General features: G+C 37.9%; 20 protein-coding genes. 16 read left to right on the top strand and 4 right to left on the bottom strand.

Annotated elements, in window-relative coordinates:
* The first annotated feature begins 91 nt into the window (after window positions 1–91).
* Window positions 92–937 (top strand): hypothetical protein, encoded by an 846-nt coding sequence (locus OZX63_RS08680; RefSeq protein ID WP_277143252.1) that lies wholly within the window; start codon window positions 92–94, stop codon window positions 935–937.
* Between the two features lie 8 nt (window positions 938–945).
* Here OZX63_RS08680 and OZX63_RS08675 read toward each other — a convergent pair whose 3' ends face one another.
* A complete protein-coding gene (locus OZX63_RS08675; RefSeq protein WP_277143250.1) occupies window positions 946–2100 on the bottom strand; it encodes a CPBP family intramembrane glutamic endopeptidase in 1155 nt (384 codons plus the stop codon).
* Window positions 2101–2205: 105 nt separating this feature from the next.
* On the bottom strand, window positions 2206–5196 hold the full coding sequence (locus OZX63_RS08670; RefSeq protein WP_277143248.1) for a TIM-barrel domain-containing protein: 2991 nt from the start codon (window positions 5194–5196) through the stop codon (window positions 2206–2208).
* 154 nt (window positions 5197–5350) lie between these two features.
* Between OZX63_RS08670 and nagA the strand changes: the two genes are divergently transcribed.
* The gene (nagA, locus tag OZX63_RS08665; RefSeq protein WP_277143246.1) at window positions 5351–6505 is read left to right on the top strand and encodes an N-acetylglucosamine-6-phosphate deacetylase; all 1155 of its coding nucleotides are present in this window, start codon (window positions 5351–5353) and stop codon (window positions 6503–6505) included.
* Between the two features lie 59 nt (window positions 6506–6564).
* On the opposite strand, the gene OZX63_RS08660 is transcribed toward nagA, so the two are convergent.
* Both OZX63_RS08660 and OZX63_RS08655 read right to left on the bottom strand, forming a co-directional pair.
* A complete protein-coding gene (locus tag OZX63_RS08660; RefSeq protein WP_277143245.1) occupies window positions 6565–7041 on the bottom strand; it encodes a nucleoside 2-deoxyribosyltransferase in 477 nt (158 codons plus the stop codon).
* Between the two features lie 19 nt (window positions 7042–7060).
* Complete coding sequence (locus tag OZX63_RS08655; RefSeq protein ID WP_277143243.1) at window positions 7061–7861, bottom strand: tyrosine-protein phosphatase; 801 nt, start codon at window positions 7859–7861, stop codon at window positions 7061–7063.
* 143 nt (window positions 7862–8004) lie between these two features.
* Between OZX63_RS08655 and OZX63_RS08650 the strand changes: the two genes are divergently transcribed.
* From OZX63_RS08650 to OZX63_RS08585, 14 genes are all read left to right on the top strand, one after another.
* Window positions 8005–8484, top strand: a complete 480-nt coding sequence (locus OZX63_RS08650; RefSeq protein ID WP_277132214.1) for a universal stress protein — start codon at window positions 8005–8007, stop codon at window positions 8482–8484.
* A gap of 273 nt (window positions 8485–8757) precedes the next feature.
* Window positions 8758–9684, top strand: coding sequence for a phosphate/phosphite/phosphonate ABC transporter substrate-binding protein (locus OZX63_RS08645; protein ID WP_277143240.1), 927 nt, complete (start codon window positions 8758–8760; stop codon window positions 9682–9684).
* A 256-nt stretch (window positions 9685–9940) separates the two neighbouring features.
* Window positions 9941–10876 (top strand): phosphate/phosphite/phosphonate ABC transporter substrate-binding protein, encoded by a 936-nt coding sequence (locus OZX63_RS08640; protein ID WP_277143238.1) that lies wholly within the window; start codon window positions 9941–9943, stop codon window positions 10874–10876.
* Between the two features lie 218 nt (window positions 10877–11094).
* The gene (locus OZX63_RS08635; protein ID WP_277143236.1) at window positions 11095–12015 is read left to right on the top strand and encodes a phosphate/phosphite/phosphonate ABC transporter substrate-binding protein; all 921 of its coding nucleotides are present in this window, start codon (window positions 11095–11097) and stop codon (window positions 12013–12015) included.
* Window positions 12016–12159: 144 nt separating this feature from the next.
* Window positions 12160–12318 (top strand): hypothetical protein, encoded by a 159-nt coding sequence (locus OZX63_RS08630; protein WP_277143234.1) that lies wholly within the window; start codon window positions 12160–12162, stop codon window positions 12316–12318.
* Window positions 12319–12334: 16 nt separating this feature from the next.
* On the top strand, window positions 12335–13261 hold the full coding sequence (locus OZX63_RS08625; protein ID WP_277143232.1) for a phosphate/phosphite/phosphonate ABC transporter substrate-binding protein: 927 nt from the start codon (window positions 12335–12337) through the stop codon (window positions 13259–13261).
* Between the two features lie 21 nt (window positions 13262–13282).
* The gene (phnC, locus tag OZX63_RS08620; RefSeq protein ID WP_277143230.1) at window positions 13283–14056 is read left to right on the top strand and encodes a phosphonate ABC transporter ATP-binding protein; all 774 of its coding nucleotides are present in this window, start codon (window positions 13283–13285) and stop codon (window positions 14054–14056) included.
* Window positions 14049–14852 (top strand): phosphonate ABC transporter, permease protein PhnE, encoded by an 804-nt coding sequence (phnE, locus tag OZX63_RS08615; protein ID WP_277143228.1) that lies wholly within the window; start codon window positions 14049–14051, stop codon window positions 14850–14852. The genes phnC and phnE (OZX63_RS08615) overlap by 8 nt, the downstream gene beginning before the upstream one ends.
* The gene (phnE, locus tag OZX63_RS08610) at window positions 14852–15664 is read left to right on the top strand and encodes a phosphonate ABC transporter, permease protein PhnE (protein WP_277143226.1); all 813 of its coding nucleotides are present in this window, start codon (window positions 14852–14854) and stop codon (window positions 15662–15664) included. Before phnE (OZX63_RS08615) ends, phnE (OZX63_RS08610) begins: the two co-directional genes overlap by 1 nt.
* Before the next feature lie 227 nt (window positions 15665–15891).
* Window positions 15892–16047 (top strand): hypothetical protein, encoded by a 156-nt coding sequence (locus OZX63_RS08605; protein ID WP_277143224.1) that lies wholly within the window; start codon window positions 15892–15894, stop codon window positions 16045–16047.
* A gap of 317 nt (window positions 16048–16364) precedes the next feature.
* A complete protein-coding gene (locus tag OZX63_RS08600; RefSeq protein WP_277143222.1) occupies window positions 16365–16520 on the top strand; it encodes a hypothetical protein in 156 nt (51 codons plus the stop codon).
* A gap of 315 nt (window positions 16521–16835) precedes the next feature.
* Complete coding sequence (locus tag OZX63_RS08595; protein WP_277143220.1) at window positions 16836–16991, top strand: hypothetical protein; 156 nt, start codon at window positions 16836–16838, stop codon at window positions 16989–16991.
* Between the two features lie 314 nt (window positions 16992–17305).
* Window positions 17306–17461, top strand: coding sequence for a hypothetical protein (locus OZX63_RS08590; RefSeq protein WP_277143218.1), 156 nt, complete (start codon window positions 17306–17308; stop codon window positions 17459–17461).
* Between the two features lie 314 nt (window positions 17462–17775).
* Window positions 17776–18549, top strand: coding sequence for a DUF4097 family beta strand repeat-containing protein (locus tag OZX63_RS08585; RefSeq protein WP_277143216.1), 774 nt, complete (start codon window positions 17776–17778; stop codon window positions 18547–18549).
* Window positions 18550–18871: the final 322 nt, after the last annotated feature.

Genomic DNA, 18871 nt, shown 5'->3' with positions numbered 1-18871 from the left:
CTTTATTTAATCTTGTATTCATTATATTTTGGCTATAATAAAAGTAGATAAAAGTGTCATATTTGACAAAATCTAAAATAAAGGAGGAATAATGTTGACTATTGGTGAATTGCTCAAGGATTATCGAATTGAACAAAGAAAAACGCAAAGGGAATGGGCTGGAGCCGTAATAAGCCCATCATTTTATGCTAAAGTCGAAAAAAAAATAAGCAGAATCTCGGCGGAAGATTTGGTTGATTTATTGCATGCTAATAAAGTTCCATTAATTGATTTTTTTGGCAAATTAAATTATCAGGATCAATCTGTCCACGATGAAAATCAAGAAATTGATAAAATGATTGACGAAGCCTATTTTCAAGATTCTGTCCATGATTTACAACAAGTACGGAGTTTTGTTGCCGAAAGCAAATTTCCAGATAAAGAAAATAAGTTAAATACAATCGATATTTTAATTGCAATGCTTAATAAAGATCTTTCTAGTATAGATAAAAACATTATAGATAGAATGAAAGAAAAAACTTTTAATATTTCGCATTTTAGTTCTGACAATTTAAATATGTATTGCAATCTTATGAGCTTCTATGATTTAGATAGTAACTTGGTAATTTCAAAAAGACTAGTAAAGCAATTTATTGGATCAAGTAGTATAAGAGTTCAAAAATTGGTTTTAGCTATAATTATTAATATGATGATTTTATGTATTCGTAATAAAAGATTTGATGAAACAGAATTTTTTATTAATAGTGAACAACAAATAAAAACTAAACCAAATATATTCTTTTATAAAGCTATTGCTCCAGCATTTGAAGACATTATTAAGTATCATTTCGATCAGAATGAGCAGTATCTTGATGAAGTAAAAGGAATAGCAAAAACTATCAAAATTGCTGGAATGCCAGAGTATGGTAAGGAGCTTGAAGAGCTTGCAAATAACTAAAGAAAGTATTACGCGAGGTTATGATAGATAGTTTCTTTTCGTTGCTTCGAGGTTAGGAATCCGGCTATGAGAAGAGCAATGATGAATTCTAAGACCAATGACTGCCAAGGTTGTAAATGGTTAGGGCTCATTACGGGTGCATTAACCAAGACAAGCGCAATCAGGTCATGCAAAAAGTGAAAAGTAATTGGGATTAAGATTGAATTAGTATAAAGGTATACTGCAGTAATAAATATTCCAAAGCTAAGTGTCGACAACATTTGACCTAGTGTTGTGTTGAGCGATTGAGAACCAAGATTACAGATATGGAAGATTGAAAAGAGCAGACCATCGATTAACGTCACCCAAAGTAATTGTTGGCGCGCATTTTTTAAAATACTTATCAGAATGCTTAGAATGCAGAATCTTAGAAGCCATTCTTCAGCAGTACCAGCTCTTAATGCTGTTAGTAACATTGAATAATTTATTTGGGAAATGTAATAATCGAAGCCGTCAATGATATTAGGCCAGATTAGCAGAGCCGGCATAATATCAGACAGCAGTTTTAAGATAAATGCAAGAATGATCACTAAAATAGGAGCCACCGACATTTTATTGCTTAGCTTAAAATGCAAGAAGAAGGTATTTGCTTTTTTCATTGCGATGTAGGTGATGATGATAAAAGCAAGTGCACCAGTTATTTCTGAATTTAGGATTACCTTTAGTACCCCAGTGTATTTAAGTCCAGCAGTGATCTGCCTAGGCGAAAATACTGTAGCTAGAAAGATTAGTGGTAGCAGTAATAATTTGCCATATAGATTTGTTATTTGATTTAACGCTAACTTAGCCATGGGAATAAACATCACAAGTGAGTAGAGTATGGCTAGTATTATATAGAAATTTAGATTGGAGATATTGTTGTCCTGAATTAAATATAGCGTTTCGTTAAGGACATGAGGCAGTGTGTAACAGATGGCTAATACTTCAAAGTAATAATTAAAATGTTGTAATTTTAATAGCCTCTTGTTAGCAGGCAACAATAAGGTGAACTCACAAATACAAAGCAAAAATATGCTAATTAAATAAGCATAATCGTAATCATAAATTAGACACGAAATAGTAAAAAGTATGATTTGAGCTAGAGTTTGTAAAAAGTGCCAAAGTTTAATAGTTTTATTTGTCATTGATGTGTACCCTCTTTTTATATAATATTATTCTAAAATAATAAAATAACTCAAGCTTCTTTGGATGAAACTTGAGTTATTTTATAACTTTTAAAATTTGATGAATTACTTCTTCGCCCTAAAAAAGATTACTTCACGAGAGGCAACTAGTGGTCCTGAAGCTTGATAGATTGTTAGTCGAATTGCCTTTGCACAGACATCGCGCAAACCGATGACCTTGTTTTTGCTATCAGCTTTCCACTTGAGGTGGTCGGCATAAGTAACATAATTATAGCCGTCAGTTGATACGGCGACACTGATGTCAATCGGATCGCAATAATGGTCGATATTATGAGGTACAAATGACATCCGGCTTAACTTTTCAACCTGATTAAAGGTAAAGGTCAATTCCAGCGGTTTGTCTGGAGTTAATGCCTGCGCTGTTTGCCATTCACTTGCCAGCTTCAAGTCAGTTAGGTAAGTGAGCGGCTGTGCGGGATTACTAGGATAATTGCTGGTAACGTGAATGTCGCTAACGGCGTAATCAATTGCCGCGTGCTTAGTAATCACGCCAAACGGGTCTGACCATTCGGAAACCTTATTCCCTGCCGCATAACGCATGCGAATAATGTAGCGAGTATTAGGTAATAACTCATGGAAAGTAAAGCAATTGCCAGTAATCCCTTCATACAAGAGACCATTGATTTCAATTTGGACGGCACCTTGTTTGGACCAAGCAAGTTCAAACGAATGCGCTGAGATTTTACTTGGGTCAACAGCCGGTAATTTAGGTGAAGGCAGTAATCCATCGGTAATGGCATGGACTAACACATTTTCACCATAAGTATAATTGTGAATCGTAATTTTAATCTTACTGTTAGTAACATCGCGATCTGCCAACTTAATTTGCAATGCTGTTTGCTTAGCATCGTGATACTGATTAAATTCGGGCACAGGATTGTAATTCGTATTGAAGAAAATCCCTTCGCGAGCGTGGTTAAAGGCATCAATGGTGCCGTATTCTTGCAGCTTAATTATTTGATCATTGATTTTAACTTCAGTTTGGTCAGGGTAGGCATCGCACATGATTGCTAAGTTAGTTGGCTGCTCAACATCAAATCCTGGATAATTGCCCTTGACCGGATTAATAGTAATTGTTAAATTCCCGGCAGTTTGATTGGTATCAATGCTGGTTTCACAATAATTATGGTTAAAATCTGTCAAATCATCGTCATCGTAAACAATTGTTCTGCTTTGTCCTTGTGGATACAGAACGTAGTCACGTTTTCCAAGATCAAATACACTGCCGCCGCGAACAAAGACGGGCAGGTGCCAAACTGGATAAGACAGGTTATTGTAGACGCGGCCGCCAGCGTACTTTTCGCCAGTAAACAGGTCAAGCCACATTGTTCGACTATCTGGTAAGTAAAGGTTGTCTTTACGTGAGTCGCCATTTTCATCCTCACGACCATTAGTAATTGGGGCAATTAACAGATTGCTGCCCAGCATAAATTCGCTGCTAAATTGCTCAGTATAATTACTGCGCTCATCAGGGAAGGCGATAAATAGAGGCTGCACAATCGGATTGCCAGCCTGCGCCTGATGATTAAGGGTATAGAGGTAGCTTTGCAATTGTGCTCGCAGAATTGAATAGGAACGATTGATTTCCGTTATTTTTTTATTATAAGCAAACGGCGTTTTACTAAAATTACCTTGATCGTCAAGACTAAATAATAGTGGCGTAAAACTCTTCCACTCGAAGTCGCGGACGCTAATCTGAGCATTGCCACCGCCAGTGGTACCGTCAACAGCAGCACCAACAAGTGGCTGACCAGAAAGGTTACTGCCGATAAAGCCGGCAACTTGCGTGGCGATGTTTTCCCAATTACCACCAATTGCACCAAAGGCTAAGGCTGCTGCTTTTTGCATCCCTTGGCAACCAGTGTTTTGCATAACCAGCGGTTTTTTGCGTTGTAAAGCATTACTTAAGAGAGCACGGTCGTTAGTTGCGTGACTGGCAGTTAGAGTAAAAGCAGCATGCTCTGGCAATATTGACAAGCTTTCATCATGCCAAAATCCGGGCGCAATATCTTGGTTTTGTGCATACTCGTTAAAGTAATTGAGAGCATCAACTGGTGGATTGGTCACGCCATAATTCGGCACAAACCAGCTTAGTGGAAAGTGCAATGTCTTGTACCGGTCAAGCATGGCCCGTGCTGAAAAATGGTAGTCTTCCTCGCCATTAAGTGAAGCCTTGCCGGCAGCTTTCTCCGTGTCGCTTGTTCGGGTGTAATAATTGTTGCCGAACTTGCTGGCATTACGTTCTTTGGTTTCACTAGGCTGCCATAAGGTTGTGCAGAAATTGCCAATGTGCCCCAAGCCCAACGTATATTTAGGTAACATCATTGGTTTACCGGTTAACGCATAATATTTAGCTAAAATAGCTTGCGGCGTGTCGCCAATAATATAAAAATTATCAAAAACACGATCTTGGTGACTGATTGTGGTTAAGCCACTATTGTTCACGCCAAAGTCGTAGCTGCCGCTTGAGTGAGTGTTGCGCAATTCCCCGTAGCCAGCATTAGACCAGAAGAACGGCACTTGAGTAATAACGCCGCCCTTGCCGGTAATGTGATCACTCTTGATGGCGATTTTACGTCCTTTGTGACTAAAGTAACCATTTTGCAGACCACCACCAAAGTAAAACTCGTTTTTGTTTTGCTTTAAAAATTCACGGGTTTGGTTAGCTGCTAATTCAAGTGGTTGTGCCTGCTTCATTCGGGTGCGATGCAGCGTTTCATCAAAGATACTCATCACAGCAGGTTTTTGCGCAAAAATAACTTGGTAATTGCCTGCTTGGATAATTAATGAGTCGCTGGTTGCGCGTACTTGTGAATGTTCAAAAGATTCATTACTAAAATTAAGCTGAAGCGCTGACGTTTGCTCTGCTGCGGAATCAATATCTGGATTAAGCACAAAGCGAAAAATACCGTCAGCTAAAACATAAAATTGCGCAACTTCGCCGGTTGCGTAATGCAATTCATAATAATTTTCACATCTATTGGCGCCAGTTAATGCACCTAGTTGGTGTTTGCCTGTTTGCATATCATCTGTCATAATTTTTGCTTCCTATTTAATTTGCTTAATACCTATTATAACTAAAAAAACAAGTTTTTCTGTAGTATTTGTGATTAAACTGGTTAATACCAATTTAATGGTTTAAAATAAACTTATTATGATGAAGTGAATTTTGGTAAAGAAGGAGGAAATAATGACTTATTATATTCACGCTGATAAATTTTTTATGGAAAATATAACTACCCAAGGAGGCTATCTTGAAATCCAAGATAACGGGCAGTTTGGCTATTATTATTCAGAACAAGAAAAGCCGGAGGGCAAGATTGTTGATTATTCCGGCAAGTGGATTGCTCCGGGATTAGTTGACACTCACGTTCACGGCTCACTTAAAGAAGACGTGATGAAGAGTGACTGGGCAGGAATTAATCGCTTGTCTGAAGGCTTTTTGCAATCTGGTGTTACCAGTTGGCTGCCAACAACTTATACTGCTGGTGCTGATACCTTAAGTCGCATTTGTCGGATGTTTGGCGACCATCAGGGTGAAGAAACGGGTGCTAAAATTCAAGGTTTGCACTTTGAAGGGCCTTACTTTACTGCTGAGCATGCTGGTGCTGAAAATCCGAAATATTTACTCGATCCAGATATTGACCAGTTTAATAAGTGGCGGGATGAGTCACATGGCATGCTTAACAAAATTTCTCTTGCTCCTGAACGTAAGGGTACTAGAGAATTTATTCGCAGTGCGGTCAAAGAGGGTGTTGTCGTTTCTTTAGGACACTCAAGTGCTAACTTTGAGCAAGCTGCGGCTGGAATTGAAGACGGCGCAACCATGTTCACTCATACATTTAACGGGATGCCAGACCCGTCGCACCACGCGCCATCAATTTCTAACGCGGCAATGGCAATGCACAATGTAACTGATGAGCTAATTTGTGATGGGCACCATGTTAAAAAGGAAATGGTGCGCGCTTTAGTTCAATTAAAGGGTGCTGAACATATTGCTTTGATTACTGACTGTATGGAAGCTGGGATGATGCCCGATGGTGACTACATGTTAGGTGAATTACCGGTTTATGTTCAAGATGGAATGGCTCGGCTAAAGAGCAACGATAACTTAGCCGGCAGTATTCTGCAATTGAAGACAGCCGTTAAAAACGTTGTTGACTGGAACGTGGCAACTCCTGAAGAAGCAATTATGATGGCTTCTTATGTTCCAGCTAAGAGTGCTCATATTTTGGATAAATGTGGTTCGATTGCACCGGATAAGGATGCAGACTTTATCGTGCTTAATCCAGACATGACTTTAAGCGAAACCTACTTAAGTGGTAAGTCACGTTACAAGGCTTAATTTAAATGACAAAATAAAAAGGATTCTCAGTCGAGAATCCTTTTTTAGTAATGTGCGTTTTAGTAAACAGCACCGTCATAAAAGTTGAAGCGTGGTTTATTAAAGTCGTAATTTTCTAATTCGCTGAGCTTAATGGCGTTGTCGCAAACACCCCAGCTCATTAAGTTGATTGGCTTACCGTAATCTTCATCAGGAATAACCAATAAAATATATTTGCCTTGACTCAAAGCGTAGCCTAGTTCCATACCTAAGCCAACGTCTTCTTCTTCTGGCAAGTAAACACCAATCATGACGTCACTGGATTTAATACCAATTAAGTCACCATGATAAGTTGCAGTTGCCCATTCGCGATCATGCAGATATTCTGGATGTTCTTCAACATTGATGCCTTTGTATTGGTGGTCCAATGGAACATAACTGTTTTCAAGGTCAATGGTTGGGTTGGCAGCTAAAGCTTTCATTGCTGCCTGATAAGCGTTGTTTTGCTTTTCGTTAAACCAGCCTGCACCAAAGTAAACGGTCTTTGTTTTAGTCATAAAAGGTCTCCTTTAACTATTATTTTAAGTAAATTTTACGTAACTTACTGATTTCCGCATCAGTTAATTTCATAATATCACGTAAATAGTTATTCACGCTACCGTATTTTTCATTAATAGTTGTCAAGACATGTTCAATGTACTCTACGTGCACGGTTTGGAAGTCTTTTAAAATATTTAATGTTGCATCGTCGGCGCCATCTTCCTTAGCCTGCTCTAACATTCTCTTAACAAAGTCTGCTGTGGCAACGTTAGTTAATAAATAATCCTGCTTAATTGTATCAAGCGGAACACCAAGAGCAGTTAAAATAAGCAGCGCGCCAACTCCGGTTCTGTCCTTACCGGCAGTACAGTGGAAGATTAAGCTATTGCCGTCTTCATCGTTTGCTAGTAATAAGTCAAAGAAGCGGCGGTAAGCTTTTTGAGCAGCCTCACTGGTAATCATGTCGTCGTAAGCAAATAACATGTGTTCAAATCCTGCATGAGGATTCTTTTGGCCTTGCTTCATGACATCTTCAATACTTCTCGAAGCATTGGTTAAGTCCTCGCTGAAGACAGGATCATAATCATATTCTGCACCTTCAGGGATGCGGTCAGGTTCATGGTCAACTTCAGCTTGACTTCTGAAGTCAACGATGTATTTAACGCCGTAGTCGTGTAAGAACTTAAGGTCAGTTGCATCTAAAGTACCCAAGTTAGCAGTTCTCAATAACTTGTGCATTTTAACGGTTTTGCCGTCGGTAGTTTTGTAGCCGCCAAGTTCACGGAAGTTGCGGCCGCTTTTAACGCCGATTAATTGATTAGTTAAATTTTCTGTCATAAATTCCACCCTTTATCTTTTGACATTTACGTTCTATTTTAGCAATAAACTAGGGCGTAAACAATTATAAAAAAAGTAATTACTATCGAAAATATGTTAAAATTAGTGTTAAATAAAATAATATATTTCTAGAAGGTGAGTACATGAGTACGAAAAAAGACAGTATTTTAGTTCCAGTTGATGGTTCAGAATCAGCTGAAAGATCTTTTGATAAAGCAGTTAAGATTGCAATGACGGAAAATGCTCATATTGATGTTTTGAACGTGATTGACACTAGGCAGTTTTTGGGTGAGATGCAGGATACGCTAATTTCAGGCGATACTGTTTACCAGATGACGCAAGACACTGGTAAATATTTAAAGAGTTTGAAGCAATGGGCACATGATAACTTTGACTTTGATGATATTGATTATCACATTCGTTATGGTAGTCCGAAGGCAGTTATTTCCTATGACTTTATCAAGGATCACCACGATAATTTAATCATTATGGGTGCAACCGGCCTGAATGCAGTTGAGAGAATGTTGATGGGGTCAGTTACCGAATATGTTAACCAGCATGCGCTGGCTGATGTGTTAATTGTTCGCACGGATATTGACAACAACCCAATTAGGCAAAAATAACGGGTTGTTAGATAATCTTTTAATGATTACGCTTTTATTTTGCTTAAATTTCTGCTATTATTTTTATGAATTAATTTTAGGTGAAAGAGGGCGACACATGATGCAAGGCGATTCTATGACAAGACGGATTAGTTTAGCGTTATTTGTGTTTGCGGGAGTTCTTTTACAGGGGAAATTCATTCATTTACATAGTATGCTTATGAGGCTTAACGTTAGTTACGTTTGTAATTAACGTTAAGTCTTTTTTATTCATGACACTTATAGGAGGTAATCATGAAGAAATTTAAAAAAGTATTAGTTGGTGCACTAGCCGTGATGGGGATGTTTGCGTTGACTGCTTGTTCAAATAAAAAAGAAACTAAGAGCAGCAATATGCCGAAATCACTGAATGTGCAGTTTGTTCCTAGTGATGCCTCTGGCCGGATGGGCGGTGAAGGCAAGCCACTTGAAAAGATGCTCTCTAAGAGACTGGGAATTCCTGTCCACGTAACAACTTCAACTGACAATAACGCTGAAATTGAGGCGATGAAGTCTAAGAAGGTTGATGTTGGCTTCTTGGCAGCTGGTGCTTATGTTCAAGCTCACCAACAAAAAGCTGCCGACGTTATTTTGCAATCAGAACGTTACGGGATTAAAGAGCCAGGTGGTACTTGGACCAAGAAGCTGGTTCACACTTTGCGTGCTGAGATTGTTGTCCGTAAAAAGTCCAACATTAAATCATGGAAAGATTTAAAGGGTAAGTCAATTTCGATTCAAAGTCCAACTTCAACATTGGGCTACATTACCCCAGTTGCAGAATTGAAGCAAAAGGGCTTAGACGTTACTAGAGAGTGTAAGTTAGTAACCGTTAACGGTCATGATGCTGCCGTGTTAAATGTTTTAAGTGGCGATACTGATGCTGCCTTTGTGTTTGAAGATGCAAGAAACAAGGTGCTGCATGATGTACCAAATATCAAGGAAAAGGTAGTGCCAATTTACTTTACAACACCAATTCCTAACGATACGATTTCAGTCCGCCCTGATATTCCACAAGCATTTCGGAAGAAGTTAGCTAAAGCCTTTATGGACATTAGTAAGACTAAAGACGGACAAAAGTTGATTCAAAAGATGTATGACCAATATGGCTATCACTCAGCTAAAGACAGTGACTACAATATTGTTCGTAAATACAATAAGATTGCACAATCACTTAAGAAGTAAAAGTTTACGATTAAGGCACCCACAACTCTGGGTGCTTTTTTATTCAATATAATCAGCCGATAATTTAATGACATTCTCATAAAAATATTATCAAAATTTTCTTGGCAGAACGCGTTTTTCTGTGCTATGCTTTCATATAACGAACACAGTAGATGATGACTGTTCGCTTTTATTCAAGAATATTAACAAGGGCATGATGTGAGATGGACACATTATGCCCTTTTATATTCAGTTAGTTTTAGCCGTGGAGGGCAAGATGAAGAAATTAAAACGGGTGTTGTTGGGTATAGCCGTAATGCTAGTTGCAGTGGTAGCGACGGCTTGTTCGAATAAGAGTACAGGGGCTAATAGCAAGGACTATACGCCCAAATCATTAACGGTTGAATTTGTACCAAGTATTGCAGCCAACAAGCTGGAAGGTCGCGCTAAACCACTGGAAAAATTGCTGTCGGCCAAACTGGGCATTCCAGTTCACGTGTTAGTGTCAACCAGTGACAATGCTTTAATGGAGGCAATGAAGTCTAAGAAGGTCGATGTTGGCTTTTTACCACCAGATGGTTATGTAGTTGCTCATAAGCAGGGAGCAGCTGATGTATTGCTTCAATCTGAACGCTTTGATATTAAGCAACCTGGTGGCCGCTGGGCTAAAACTCTGACTAAGTCATTTAGAGCGGAAATTGTTGCTAAGAAGGATTCGAAGATTAAAAGCTGGAAAGATTTAAAGGGTAAGTCAATTTCGATTCAAAGTCCGACTTCAACTTCGGGTTATATTTATCCAATTGCTGAATTAAAGGAAAAAGGTTTAGACGTTCCTAAGAGCTGCAAGCTAGTCACTGTTACTGGTCATGACCAAGCTGTTTTGAATGTGTTAAACGGTGATACAGATGCGGCATTTGTCTTTGAAGATGCGCGTAACAAGGTCTTAAAGGACTATCCCAAGATCATGAGCCAAGTTGTGCCGATTTACTTTACTAAGGCCAGAATTCCGAACGATACTGTGTCAGTGGTTCCAAACATGTCAAAGAAGTTTCGCAAGAAACTTGCCAATGCATTTATTGAGATTAGTAAGACAAAGAAGGGGCACGCTTTAATCGAAAAGGTTTATGCTCACGAAGGCTATGTTCCCGCTAAAGATAGCGACTTTGATACAGTGCGTAAGTACGAAAAGATCGTTAAAGATATGCAAAAATAGTTATTAATTAAAGTCAAGTAAGATTAATTATACTTGGCTTTTTTTGTTAATAAAAAGTTATCTAATCTCTTGCAATAATCCGAATATTTGTGTTATTATTCTTACATAACGATCATGATTTTATTTAGGCGCCGTGATCGCTGCGTTTTATTAACAATATTCAAGGGCATATTATGACTGAGTCATACTATGCCCTTTTGTATTTTTGGGAGGTACTGATGAAGAAACTGAAGCAAGTGTTGATGGGTTTAGTATTAATGGTCTTGGCAGTGGGGTTAACAGCCTGCTCAAATAAGAGTACGAGCAAAAGCGAGGAACCTAAATCAATTAACGTGCAATTTGTTCCAAGTGTTGCTGCTAATAAACTAGAAGCGCGCGCAAAACCAATGGAAAAGCTGCTATCGAAGCAATTAGGAATTCCCGTTCATGTTTCAATGTCAACTGACTATAATGGTTTGGTTGAAGCCATGAAGTCTAAAAAAGTGCAAGTTGGCTTTTTACCATCTGATGCTTATATCATGGCGCATAAACAAAAGGCCGCTAACCTGTTACTTCAGGCAGAACGTTACGGTATTAAGCAGCCGAATGGTAAGCAGACTAAGCAGTTAGTTAAGTCTTATCGCGGTGAGATTGTTGTTAAGAAAAATTCTGCAATTAAGAGTTGGAAAGATCTAAAAGGAAAATCAATTTCAGTTCAAAATCCAACTTCTGACTCTGGTTATGTCTTTCCTGTAGCTGAATTAAAGCAAAAGGGATTAGATGTTACTAAGAAATGTAAATTAGTTACTGTTACTGGGTCAGATCAAGCTGTTCTTGATGTTCTAAATGGCGATACAGATGCTGCCTTTGTTTTTGAAGATGCACGTAATGATGTGCTAAAAGACGAACCGCAGATTATGAGTAAGGTAGTGCCAATTTACTTTACTAAGCGGATTCCTAACGACACAATTTCGGTTATTCCAAGTTTACCTAAGTCATTCCAAGAGAAGTTATCTAAGGCATTTATTGCAATTAGCAAGTCTAAGGAAGGTAAAAAGATTATCGAAAGTGTCTACAATCATGAGGGTTATGCCCCAGCTAAAGATAGTGATTACGACATTATCCGGCAATATAATAAGGTTATAGCGTCAACTAAGTAGTAAAAATAATCCATTCATTGAGGAATTAGCTAGTACTTTTTAGGTTAAAAATAGTTTTTTAAAATAATTTTCTTTTCTAAACAACCAATTTCTGCTATCATTTAATAGAATGAATGCAATACGGTTGAAAGGGGAGTGAAAGTCATGCAAAAAGATGAACGACGCGTAGCGTTCATTGGTGTTTTTGCAGTTAAGACTTTTTGCTTCCTTGTAAATAGTCGCATTGTTCGTTTTTTAACCAAAAAAGTTATTGAAAGACTTAATATAATTCCCGTTTGTGCTGTTACATTAAGTCTTTTTTGATGTCTAGGAGGACATAATGAAGAAATTTAAGAAAGTGCTAGCTGGTGCTGCCGTTTTTTTAGTAGCGTTGATGGCGACTGCTTGCTCAGGTAAGAGTAAGAGTCAAGAAAGTTCCACCCCGAAGTCTTTGAACGTTCAATTTGTCCCCAGTCAAGCTGCGACTAAGCTGCAAGCTCGGGCTAAGCCGTTAGAAAAGATGCTTTCTGACCGTTTAGGCATTCCGGTTCATGTTTCAATGTCAACAGACTATAACACGGTTGTTGAAGCCATGAAGTCTAAGAAGGTTGATGTTGGCTTTTTGCCACCAAATGGTTATATTTTGGCACACAAGCAAGGTGCTGCTGATGTTTTATTGCAAGCCCAAAGATATGGTGTTAAGCAACCGGGCGGAAAACCAACTAAGGATCTTGTTGACTTTTACCGGGCAGAAATTTTAGTTAGAAAAGACTCAAAGATTAAGAGTTGGAAAGATTTAAAGGGTAAGTCAATTTCAATCCAAAGTCCAACTTCTTCAGCAGGATACGTTTTCCCAATTGCTGAATTAAAGGAAAAGGGCTTAGACGTACCTAAGAGTTGTAAGTTAGTTACTGTTACTGGTCAAGACCAAGCAGTCCTAAACGTTTTAAACGATGATACTGATGCTGCCTTTGTCTTTGAAGATGCACGGACAATCGTTCAAAAAGACAACCCAAAGATTATGAGCCAAGTTGTGCCAATTTACTTTACTAAAAATATTCCTAATGACACGATTTCTGTAGTTCCAAGCATGCCAAAGGCATTCCGTAAAAAGTTAGCTAATGCTTTCATTGATATTGGTAAATCTAAGAAGGGTAAGAAGATTATCGAAAGTATTTACACTCACGAAGGTTACGTTCCTGCCAAAGACAGTGACTTTGCCGTCGTCCGTAAATATGAAAAGATTATTGAGTCAACTAAAAAGTAAGATATATAAAGGAAGTATATAATGGCAGATTCTTCAGTTAAGCCAGTTATTGAATTAAAAAACGTTAAAAAAATTTATGGCAAAGACGTTGTTGGTTTAAAGGATGTCAATTTAACTATCAATAAGGGCGAATTTGTCGTTATTGTTGGTCTATCTGGTGCTGGGAAGTCGACACTTTTGCGCTCCATTAACCGCCTGATTGACATTACTGATGGTGATATTTTAATCAATGGTGAGTCAATTACCAAGGCTAGAGGCAAAGAGCTGCGGACTCTGCGGCGCAATATTGGGATGATTTTCCAGAGTTTTAATTTGGTTAAGCGTTCTAGTGTTTTGCGCAATGTTTTAACAGGGCGCGTAGGCTATTATCCTACTTGGAAGAGCACACTTAATCTATTTACTAAAGAAGATAAGCAACGTGCTTACGATGCTTTGCAACAAGTTGACCTCGCTGATAAGGTTTATTCACGGGCTGATGAACTATCAGGTGGCCAGCAGCAGCGGGTAGCGATTGCGCGAGTTTTGACTCAAAATCCAGACATTATTTTGGCTGATGAGCCAACCGCCTCACTTGACCCGCAGACTTCACGTCGGGTAATGCAAGACCTCAAGATGCTAAACGAAAAGCATGGTATGACAGTTGTAATTAACCTGCACAGTGTGGAATTAGCCAAAGAATTTGGTAAGCGAGTTATTGGTGTTCGTGCTGGTGAAATTATCTATGATGGTAAGATGAGCGAAACGCCGGAGTCAACCTTTACCAAGATCTACAACGGTGGTGAACAAGATGAGTAACACTGATAAGGAAGCACTCATGACTTTACCCAAGAAAAAGTTTAAGTTTTGGAACTTGATTTGGTTGATTGTCTTTATTGCTGGATTATTTATTTCAACAGATGTTACTCATACTGACCTTGGGGCTTTGTTTGCAAACTTTAGTCAATTTACTGACATCTTTTTGCAAATGTTGCATCCAGATTGGGCATACCTTGGGCCGATTATGCCATTATTGCTTGAAACAATTAAGATGGCAATCTTGGGAACGGTAATTGGTTCTATTTTAGCCTTCATCTATTCGCTATTAATTGCGCGTAATATTGTTAAGAACAAGGCCGTTACCGGTATTTTGCGGGTAATTATGAATATTGTCAGAACAGTGCCAGACCTATTATTAGGGGCAATCTTTGTTGCGATTGTCGGAATTGGTCCTGTTGCTGGTATCTTGGCCTTAGCTATTTGTACTTTTGGGATTGTTGTTAAGCTCTTTTATGAAGCAATCGAAACAATTGATCCGGGTCCAATCGAGGCTCTGACTGCTGTGGGTGCTAATAAACTGCAAATCATTGTTTTTGCTGTTTTACCACAAGTCATTACTTACTTTATTTCTTATTGCCTGTATGCATTTGAAATTAACGTCCGGGCTTCAACTGTCTTGGGGTATATCGGTGCCGGTGGTATCGGACTTTACCTGCAACAGACTTTGCAAGTCTTCGATTATGCTAAGACGGGGACGATTATCTTAGTTATCATTGTGGTCGTAGTTTTAATCGACTATGTTTCGTCTAAATCACGGGAGGCGTTGATGAAATAATGGATACTAATATGAAAAAATTACCTCCTCGCCCAGTTGATATGCAAAAGCGAATTTTGCATTGGGGTTTAGCCATCATTACTATCGTTCTTATTGCTTGGTCATGTACGGGAATGGACTTTGGCGGTATTAAAGCAACCGCTGGTCAGATTGCCGGTGCGATTTTCAACGGGATTTTCCATCCAGATTGGTCGTATGTCTATAACGGCAGCGGTGAAGACTTAGTATCGCAGTTATGGCAAACTGTATGTATTGCCTTCTTAGGTACGTTTATTTCTGCAATTATTTCATTGCCGTTTGCTTTTTGGGCAGCTCACACCAAATATAAAAAGTGGTACATTTCACGGACTGGAAAGATTGTCTTGGCAATCATTCGGTCATTCCCTGAAATTGTCTTGGCCTTGATGTTCATTAAGGCAGTTGGCCCAGGCTCTGCCGCCGGTGTTTTGGCGTTAGGATTTCACTCAGTTGGGATGCTTGCTAAATTGTTCTCAGAAGCAATTGAGAACTTAGACGATGGTCCTAACGAAGCTGTAACGGCTGTTGGTGGTTCGAAAACTAATATTACGATGTTTTCAACTTTGCCTAACTTGATGCCAGCTTTGATTTCAAACACTTTGTATCGGTTTGATGTTTCAATTCGGTCGGCTTCAATCCTTGGTTTGGTTGGTGCCGGTGGTATCGGTTATCCGTTAATTATTGCATTGCAATATCGGCAATGGAACCGCGTTGGGATTATCTTACTTGGAATTATTATCATGGTAATTGTGATTGACTGGATTTCTGGGATGATTCGCAAGAAGCTAGTTTAATAAAAAGATACTAAAAGAGCAGTGAATAAATATATTCACTGCTTTTTGTTGTTTTGTATAAATGATAATTCTTTGAAAAGTAGTACCTTTGTTAGAATCTTTTTTGTATAATATTTAGGACGTAGAAAAGTTAAAAGACGGTTTACTACCTGTGAGTGAAAGGACTGATGCCTATGAGCATGAGTGGATTCATACTCCAATCGATTAAAAGAAAGGAGGACAGGTAGTTGGAAATTATTTTAGCGCTAATGTTAGTTCTTGCTATTAGTTTAGTAGGATTAGCATTTAAGCTTGCTAAAATGAGGCAGTACCAGCTACTAGCGGTAGTGATAATAAATCTATTGCCACTAGTAGTTGAACTGCTAAGAAGTTTGCTCAAATAATTTTGGGCAAAACAAAACCGTCTCGATCTGCTAAGAAAAAAAGACGGTTAATGTAATCTGATTTTATTCTGGTAGTAAATCACTTCTAAATGATCTATGTCAAGGAGTTGTGTTGGCGCACAGCTCCTTTTTTATTACAAAAATAGTTTAACACGAAAATAGAAAATTATAAAGACAAGCGATAAATCGTTTTGCTATAATATTCAAGACGTAGAAAAAGTTAAAAGACGGTTTACTACCTGTGCATGAAAGGACTGATGCCTATGAGCATGAGTGGATTCATACTCCAATCGATTAAAAGAAAGGAGGGCAGGTAGTTGGAAATCATTTTGGCTCTGGTACTAATTTTTGCTATTAGTTTAGTAGAATTAGCATTTAAGCTTGCTAAAATGAGGCAGTATCAATTGTTAGCGGTAGTGATAATAAATCTACTGCCACTAGTAGTTGAACTGCTAAGAAGTTTGCTCAAATAATTTTGAGCAAACAAATACCGTCTTGCTCTATCTAGGAAAAGACGGTTTGTCAAAAAAACTGATTTTTCAGGTAGTAAACCACTTTTAGTGGAACTACGTCAAGGAGTTGTGTTACAGCACAGCTCCTTTTTGTTACAAAATTAGTTTAACACGAAAGTGCAAAATTATAAAGACAAGCGATAAACCAGTTTGTTATAATATTCAAGACGTAGAAAAAGTTAAAAGACGGTTTACTACCTGTGCATGAAAGGACTGATGCCTATGAGCATGAGTGGATTCATACTCCAATCGATTAAAAGAAAGGAGGGCAGGTAGTTGGAAATCATTTTGGCTCTGGTACTAATTTTTGCTATTAGTTTAGTAGAATTAGCATTTAAGCTCGCTAAAATGAAGCAGTACCAACTAGTAGCGGTAGTGATAATAAATCTACTGCCACTAGTAGTTGAACTGCTAAGAAGTTTGCTCAATTAATTTTGAGCAAACAAATACCGTCAGATTTTCTACTGGAACTTGACGGTTTTGAAAAATTTTAAATTTCTGGTAGTAAATCGCTTTTAAGTGATCTACGTCAAGGAGTTGTGTTACAGCACAGCTCCTTTTTCATTACAGAATTAGTTTAACACGAAAGTGTAAAATTATAAAGACAACCGAACAATCAGTTTGCTATAATATCCAAGACGTAGAAAAGTTAAAAGACGGTTTACTACCTGTGAGTGAAAGGACTGATGCCTATGAGCATGAGTGGATTCATACTCCAATCTATTGTAAGAAAGGAGGGCAGGTAGTTGGAAATCATTTTGGTACTAATGTTACTTCTTGCTATTAGTTTAGTAGAATTAGCATTTAAGCTCGCTAAAATGAAGCAGTACCAGCTAGTAGCGGTAGTGATAATAAATCTATTGCCACTAGTAGTTGAACTGCTAAGAAGTTTGCTCAAATAATTTTGGGCAAACGAAAACCGTCTCGATCTATCTAGGAAAAGGACGGTTGCTTGTCAACAAATAATTTTTCAGGTAGTAAACCACTTTTAGTGGAACTACGTCAAGGGGTTGTGTTAGAGCACAGCTCCTTTTTTATTACATAAATAGTTTAACATGAAAATAGAAAATTATAAAGCAAGAAAAATTCACTATTTCTTACTATTAACTTAGTAAGATTAATATTTAGGTTAGCTAAACTTTACCAAAATACTATCTGGCATCTGTTTTGATTTGTTCTAAGATAAACTTGTTTTAATAGTAAAAGAGGTTTATTCATGAAAAAAATCACTAAATTATGCGTGACTATTTTAGCATTAGGAATAGCTAGTCCGCTTCTTGCTTCAAATCAGGCAACGCCGGTTGAAGCTAGCAGCCATGTTAATGTGCACACTAAAAAAGTTGCTGTTAATCACTTTAATCAAGTTAATGCCAAACTAAAAGCAGCTAGTCTTCATATAAAAACAGGAAAAAAGTTTCAAGCTGAGATTAAATATACGAAAAAGAATCCAATTTCTGTTCAAAATAGTAAAGACAAATTGTTAATTACCGAAAAGAAGGTTAAAACAAAAAAGATTTATTATTCTCCTAAAATTTACCTTACTGTTCCAGGGAAGTCTGACTTAACCAAACTTGTCGTTACTGGACAAGCAGGTACAATTGACATTAACAATCTAACTATTCCAAATGCCACTGTGGCCTTAAAAGCGGGTATCGTCAGAGCAGCTAATGCTACACTCGCAAACTTTAATGTTAATTTATGGTCGGGTAATTTAGCCATTAAAAATTGTCGACAAGCTTTGACAGCTCAACTGAAAGCAGGTAGTGCCGAGATTACAGACAGCACGTTAACTGGTGACAGTTCACTTAACGTGATGAATGGCGGTATTTTTATCAATAATGTCACTAACGCCAGTTATAATGCGGCCGTTACTACTGGCCTGCTCAAATATCAAGGGCAGAAACTAAACAACAGTCTAGTACAAAATCTTCCTGGTGTCCCAGTTTGGACTTTAAATGTGATTACTGGAAAAATTGTTATTGCCCAGTAAGATTACTTTTTTCAAAAATATTCATCGTTAGAAACAAGAAAAGACACGGGTAAGCCGCGTCTTTTTATAATTGGTCTAATTTAATAAAGGGACTACATTGCCATCAATAAAAAGCATGATTGCGAGGATAAGGAATTGACTAGACAACTCTTTTAAAAACTTGTGGTATTTACCTTTACTGTTAACAGCCTTAAAAATGCATGCTGATATTAGTAAAATTATAGCCAAAATAACCTTGCTAATGTTATTGCTTATCAAAAATGACTTTTTGAAAAATATTAAAAATATAAGTTGAATAATAATTGCGATAGTTAATAAAATA

The organism is Lactobacillus sp. ESL0700 (assembly GCF_029392095.1).
Lineage (GTDB): Bacteria > Bacillota > Bacilli > Lactobacillales > Lactobacillaceae > Lactobacillus.
This window is presented reverse-complemented; position numbering and strand designations above follow the sequence as displayed.

Coding starts and splice junctions, on each gene's coding strand:
- OZX63_RS08680 (WP_277143252.1), top strand. CDS start 92: ATGTTGACTATTGGTGAATTGCTCAAGGATTATCGAATTGAACAAAGA.
- OZX63_RS08675 (WP_277143250.1), bottom strand. CDS start 2,100: ATGACAAATAAAACTATTAAACTTTGGCACTTTTTACAAACTCTAGCT.
- OZX63_RS08670 (WP_277143248.1), bottom strand. CDS start 5,196: ATGACAGATGATATGCAAACAGGCAAACACCAACTAGGTGCATTAACT.
- nagA (WP_277143246.1), top strand. CDS start 5,351: ATGACTTATTATATTCACGCTGATAAATTTTTTATGGAAAATATAACT.
- OZX63_RS08660 (WP_277143245.1), bottom strand. CDS start 7,041: ATGACTAAAACAAAGACCGTTTACTTTGGTGCAGGCTGGTTTAACGAA.
- OZX63_RS08655 (WP_277143243.1), bottom strand. CDS start 7,861: ATGACAGAAAATTTAACTAATCAATTAATCGGCGTTAAAAGCGGCCGC.
- OZX63_RS08650 (WP_277132214.1), top strand. CDS start 8,005: ATGAGTACGAAAAAAGACAGTATTTTAGTTCCAGTTGATGGTTCAGAA.
- OZX63_RS08645 (WP_277143240.1), top strand. CDS start 8,758: ATGAAGAAATTTAAAAAAGTATTAGTTGGTGCACTAGCCGTGATGGGG.
- OZX63_RS08640 (WP_277143238.1), top strand. CDS start 9,941: ATGAAGAAATTAAAACGGGTGTTGTTGGGTATAGCCGTAATGCTAGTT.
- OZX63_RS08635 (WP_277143236.1), top strand. CDS start 11,095: ATGAAGAAACTGAAGCAAGTGTTGATGGGTTTAGTATTAATGGTCTTG.
- OZX63_RS08630 (WP_277143234.1), top strand. CDS start 12,160: ATGCAAAAAGATGAACGACGCGTAGCGTTCATTGGTGTTTTTGCAGTT.
- OZX63_RS08625 (WP_277143232.1), top strand. CDS start 12,335: ATGAAGAAATTTAAGAAAGTGCTAGCTGGTGCTGCCGTTTTTTTAGTA.
- phnC (WP_277143230.1), top strand. CDS start 13,283: ATGGCAGATTCTTCAGTTAAGCCAGTTATTGAATTAAAAAACGTTAAA.
- phnE (WP_277143228.1), top strand. CDS start 14,049: ATGAGTAACACTGATAAGGAAGCACTCATGACTTTACCCAAGAAAAAG.
- phnE (WP_277143226.1), top strand. CDS start 14,852: ATGGATACTAATATGAAAAAATTACCTCCTCGCCCAGTTGATATGCAA.
- OZX63_RS08585 (WP_277143216.1), top strand. CDS start 17,776: ATGAAAAAAATCACTAAATTATGCGTGACTATTTTAGCATTAGGAATA.